Annotated in this window: 7 protein-coding genes; all 7 read left to right on the top strand. The window is 29.4% G+C overall.

Annotation, left to right across the window (positions count from 1 at the left end):
- The coding region (locus KHW44_RS05975; protein WP_304067169.1) for an Hsp70 family protein at window positions 1-582 on the top strand (582 nt) is incomplete at its 5' end.
- A 97-nt stretch (window positions 583-679) separates the two neighbouring features.
- Entirely contained in the window at window positions 680-1798 is a 1119-nt protein-coding gene (gene dnaJ, locus KHW44_RS05970; RefSeq protein WP_304067166.1) for a molecular chaperone DnaJ, read from the top strand.
- Window positions 1798-2721 (top strand): 50S ribosomal protein L11 methyltransferase, encoded by a 924-nt coding sequence (gene prmA / locus KHW44_RS05965; protein WP_304067163.1) that lies wholly within the window; start codon window positions 1798-1800, stop codon window positions 2719-2721. Before dnaJ ends, prmA begins: the two co-directional genes overlap by 1 nt.
- Entirely contained in the window at window positions 2714-3439 is a 726-nt protein-coding gene (locus KHW44_RS05960; protein ID WP_304067160.1) for an RsmE family RNA methyltransferase, read from the top strand. Before prmA ends, KHW44_RS05960 begins: the two co-directional genes overlap by 8 nt.
- The gene (gene mtaB / locus KHW44_RS05955; protein ID WP_304067157.1) at window positions 3439-4731 is read left to right on the top strand and encodes a tRNA (N(6)-L-threonylcarbamoyladenosine(37)-C(2))-methylthiotransferase MtaB; all 1293 of its coding nucleotides are present in this window, start codon (window positions 3439-3441) and stop codon (window positions 4729-4731) included. The genes KHW44_RS05960 and mtaB overlap by 1 nt, the downstream gene beginning before the upstream one ends.
- A 46-nt stretch (window positions 4732-4777) precedes the next feature.
- The gene (locus KHW44_RS05950) at window positions 4778-5113 is read left to right on the top strand and encodes a histidine triad nucleotide-binding protein (protein WP_002836439.1); all 336 of its coding nucleotides are present in this window, start codon (window positions 4778-4780) and stop codon (window positions 5111-5113) included.
- A gap of 94 nt (window positions 5114-5207) precedes the next feature.
- On the top strand, window positions 5208-5387 hold the full coding sequence (gene rpsU, locus KHW44_RS05945; protein WP_002836438.1) for a 30S ribosomal protein S21: 180 nt from the start codon (window positions 5208-5210) through the stop codon (window positions 5385-5387).
- Window positions 5388-5531: the final 144 nt, after the last annotated feature.

Raw genomic sequence — 5531 nt, 5'->3', positions numbered from 1 at the left:
GAAAGAGAAATGGCAGCTGACAATACTTTGTTAGGACAATTCAACTTAACTGAAATTCCAGCAGCCCCAAGAGGAGTACCTCAAATTGAAGTAACATTTGATATCGATGCGAATGGTATTGTAAATGTAAGTGCTAAAGATTTAGGATCTGGAAAACAACAAGCTATGACAATTACTTCTTCAACTAAAATGAGTGATGAAGAAATCAAGAGAAAAGTTGACGAAGCAAGTAAGTATGCTGAAGAAGATAAAAATAAAAAAGAAACTATTGAAACAAAGAATAACGCTGAATCTGTAATTTACCAAGTTGAAAAGACAATCAAAGACTTAGGCGACAAGGTTTCAGAATCCGAAAAATCTGATATCAATTCAAAAGTAGAAGCTTTAAAATCAATCCTAGACTCAGGAGATAACAACGATATTAAAGCTAAGACAGATGAATTAACTCAAGAAATGTACAAATTAAGTTCTAAACTATATGAAAACACAGCTCAACAACCAGGAGCTTCTCAAGAATCTAAAAAAGATGATGATGTTGTAGATGCTGATTATGAAGTTGTTGATGACGACGAAAATAAATAATAACTAAAAAATCTTAAAAAGGGGTAAAATTCTTACCCCTTGATTTTTTTGTATCTTTTAGTAAAATAGAAAAGTCAGTAGATTAGGATGGTGAATAATGAAAAATTTGTACGAAATACTTGAGGTTAATGAAAACGCAACTCAAGAAGAAATAAAAAAATCATATAGAAAATTAGCGAAAAAATATCATCCAGATATAAACAGTGGTGATCCTGAAGCTGAAAATAAATTTAAAGAAATTAACGGAGCATATGAGGTTTTAGGTGATAAAGAAAAAAGAAAAAAATACGATATGTACGGAGATAGAATATTTGATCAAGGTTCAGGGGGAGGATTCTCCGATATCGGTGATATTTTTGGTGATTTTTTCGGTGATATATTTGGTGGTTTTAGTTCTAGATCATATTCTAGAAATCCAAATGCCCCTAGAAAAGGCTCTAATATTCAAGTTGAACTAGAAATAGATTTTGAAGATTCAATTAATGGTACCAAAAAAGAAATTTCTTATAAGAAAAAGGTAAAATGTCATGTTTGTAATGGCGATGGAGCAAAGCCAGGAACAGAAAAGAGAAAATGCGATAAATGTAATGGTACTGGGATCATAAACGATACTAAAAGAACACCTTTTGGAATTTTTACACAACAATCTGAATGTGATAAATGTCATGGAGAAGGCTATGTAATCGATGAAAAATGTGAAAATTGTAAAGGTAAAGGATACGAAGTTCAAAGAAAAACAATAAACATTACTATACCTAAAGGAATAAACAATGGAGCTATAATGAGTGTAAAGGGCGAAGGTAATGATGGCGAAAATAATGGTAGTCCAGGCGATTTATATGTTATCATAAAGATTAGAGAACATGAATTTTTCAGAAGAATTAATAATGATATTGTCTTTGATATGCCTATCACATATGCTCAGGCTGTGCTTGGTTCTAAAATTGAAGTTCCAACTTTAGATGGCATAGAAGAATTTGAACTTCCAGAAGGAACTCAACCAAATACAACATTTAAACTTAAATCAAAGGGAGTTCCATATTTAAATTCTAATACAAGAGGAGACATCTTATTTACTGTTAAGATCATTGTTCCTAAAAAAATAAATAAAGATCAAAAAGAAAAATTGATTGAATTTTCAGAAAGTATGAATCAAGAATTAAATGTAAATGAAAAGAAATCAATATTTGATAAAATAAAGGATATGTTTGAATAATGGAAAAATGGCTAAGCTTTGATATTAAATGTCCAAAAGGATATGACGAAATCATAAGTTCTATACTATATGATCTAGGAATAGAAAATTTACAAATAGATGATTATCAAGATGTTTTAGATTTTAAGAAAGATCAACCTTACTGGGTGGTAATAGACGACGAAGATTTTACACCACATGATAATGTCATCATTAAAGCTTTTTACGAAGATGATAAAGTAAGTTACGAAGAAATTGAAGCAAAAATTAATGAATTCTCTATCAATAACAAGATAGATGTTCAAATTAGTAAGAACAAAGAAATTGAAGATATGGACTGGGCTAATGAATGGAAAAAGTACTACGAACCATTTTATATTGGCAATATTCTTATAAAACCTAGCTGGATTGAAATAGATGAAACTGATCACACCGTGCTAGAAATTAATCCAGGAATGGCATTTGGTACAGGACTCCACGAAACAACAAACTTATGTATTGAACAACTTCAACAGCTGCAGCTTGATAATAAGAGTGTTTTAGACATTGGTTGTGGATCAGGAATACTTTCTGTAGCTTCTTCAAAATTAGGTGCTAAAGAAGTTTTTGCTACAGATATTGACCCATTAGCTATCGAAGCAACATTAGATAATGCGCAACTGAATAAAATATCTAATATCAAAGCTGTAGAAGGTTCTCTATTAGATAAAGTTGATAAAAAATACGATGTAGTGATAGCTAATATTTTATTAAACGTGTTAGACATTTTAATTCCAGATTTACCAAAAGCATTAGAAAAAGATGGCATTTTCATTTGCTCAGGATTAATCAATTCACAAAGAGATAACATTGTAAATATTTTAAAAGAAAACAATCTTGAAATTGTAGAAATATCTGAAAAAGGTGAATGGATTAGCGTAATAAGTAGGTTCAAAAATGTATAGGACTTTTCGTAATCCCGAAGATAAGATAGATGATAAAATTATTATAAAAGGCGAAGATTATAATCATATCAAAAATTCTTTAAGACTTACAAAAGGTGATTTGATTCATCAAGTAATTGAAGATACAACTTTTGTAACCGAAATTGAAGATATTACTCCCGATGAAATAATTTGTAAAATAATAGATGAAGATAACGTTCAATATGAATCTCCTCTGAACATTACTTTATATCAATGTATCCTTAAATCAGATAAAAATGAGTATATCATTCAAAAAGCCACTGAATTGGGAGTAAACAGAATCGTATTTGTAGAAACAGAACGTACTGTTGTCAAATTAGACGAAAAAAAGTGGATTAAGAAAAAGAATAGATTTGAAAAAATAGCACTAGAATCGTCCAAACAGTCAAAGAGAACATTTATCCCTGAAATTGAAGGACTAATTAATATCAATAAAATTTCAACTCAAAATAATTGTTTAAATTTAGTATTCTATGAAAATGAAACTGAAAGTTTCCAATCTTTGTTAACTAATTCAAATAACAAAGATATTAATATTTTCATTGGCCCAGAAGGCGGATTATCTGAAGAAAATTTACAAGTTTTAAAGTCAAAAGGATTTAAATCAGTTTCATTAGGAAACAGAATTTTACGCGCAGATACAGCTCCAATTTGTGCTTTGAGTATTATTCAATATGAATTAGGAGATATAAAATAATGAAAAAAGTAAAATTTTCAACATTAGGTTGTAAAGTTAATCAATACGAAACAGAGGCTATGGCTGAATTATTTGTAAAAAATGGTTATGAAATTACTGAAGACTATAATTGCGATGTTTTTGTGCTTAATACATGTACCGTTACAAATTTGTCCGATAGAAAAAGTCGACAACAGATATCTAAGATTAGATCTGAAAACAGTGATGCAATAATTGCTGTTGTAGGTTGTTACTCTCAAGTTAGTCCTGATGAAATAGAAAATATTGAAGGTGTAAATGTAATACTCGGAACAAAATACCGAAAAGAAATCGTGGAATTATGTGAACTAGCACAATCATCTAATAAAATTATAAACAAGGTCGAAAGTATAGGTAAAAATAGAGAATTTGAAGAATTAACTATAAATACAGAACATTCTATGACAAGAGCTTATATTAAAATTCAAGAAGGTTGTAGTCAATTTTGTTCTTACTGTATAATTCCTTACGCGAGAGGACCTATACGTTCTAGAAATATTAGAGATATTGTTCTAGAAGCAAAAAGATTAGCAGATAATGGTTTCAAAGAAATAGTACTGACAGGTATCCATGTAGCATCATACGGAAAAGACTTAGATAATAATGATATTGGTTTGATTGATGTAATAGAAGATATCGGACAAATTGATAAAATAAAGAGAATAAGATTGAGCTCATTAGAGCCAAGAATTGTAGACAAGCAATTTTTAGATAGATTAAGTAAAGTAGAACAATTTTGTGATCATTTCCATCTATCTTTGCAAAGTGGTTCTGATTCAATACTTAAATCTATGAATAGAAAATATGATACAGATTTGTATGAGAAAACTGTTAATTTAATAAGAGAATATTATCCAAATGCTGCTATTACTACAGATATAATAGTTGGTTTCCCTGGAGAAACTGATGAAGACTTCGAACAAACATTGAGTTTCGTTGATAAGATTCAATTTTCAAAAATACATGTGTTTAAATATTCCAACAGAAAAGGCACTGTAGCAAGTAAAATGAAAAATCAAGTATCTGGAGTTGTAAAAAAAGAGAGAAGTAAACTACTAATAGAAAAATCAAAATATTATACAGACAAATTTTTAGATAATATGTTAAATCAACCAATAAAAGTATTGTTTGAATCAAAAAATGATGATGGATATATTAAAGGATATACAACAAATTATATAAGAGTAAAAAGAGAATATAATCCAAATCTTTCTAATAAAATAATAGACGTTGTATGCAATAGAAGAGAAAATGAAGAACTTGTGTGTGAATAATTGAAAAGTTAAATATTTTTTGGTATAATAACACCGGAGGCGAGTCATGGACTGTGTATTTTGTAAAATAGTTAATGGAGAAATACCTTCTAAAAAAATATATGAGGATGATTTGGTATACGCTTTTCACGACATCAATCCTGTTACTCCAGTACATTTTTTAGTTATTCCTAAAGAACATATTTCTGGTGCTAATGATATTGATGAATCAAATTCACAAATAGTTGCTCATATATTTGAAGTAATTGCAAAACTAGCAAAAGAGTTCGATGTTGATAAGTCTGGCTATAGAATAGTAAATAACTGTGGAGAAGATGGTGGACAAACAGTACATCACATGCATTTTCACGTGTTAGGCAAGAAAAAACTTAGCTGGCCATAAAAATATTGTTATTTTATTAGAATTGTGTTATACTATTTTGGTATAAATTCTGCTCTTTTGTGAGCATTCTTGCAATAAAGAGGGGAGGGAAACCATGTCAGAAATTAAAGTAGGAGAAAACGAATCATTAGATAATGCTATAAAAAGATTTAAAAGACAATGTGCTAGATCTGGAGTTTTATCTGAATATAGAAAAAGAGAACATTATGAAAAGCCTAGCGTAAAGAAAAAGAAAAAATCTGAAGCAGCTAAAAGAAAAAAAAGAAATTTCTAATGAAATTGATATTTAATCAAAGATTCCTTATAGGAATCTTTTTTTATTGATGACTTTAGTCAGTTGAGTTCGCATGCGAACGAAACAATAAACTACCCGCTATGCGGGTAGGCGTTCTTAGGTTATACCAAAAAATCACCAAGT

It is taken from the genome of Finegoldia magna (genome assembly GCF_018371055.1).
In the GTDB taxonomy this organism is placed as follows: domain Bacteria; phylum Bacillota; class Clostridia; order Tissierellales; family Peptoniphilaceae; genus Finegoldia; species Finegoldia magna_I.
Note: the sequence above shows the minus strand (reverse complement) of the source record. Positions and strands in the feature narration are given on the sequence as shown.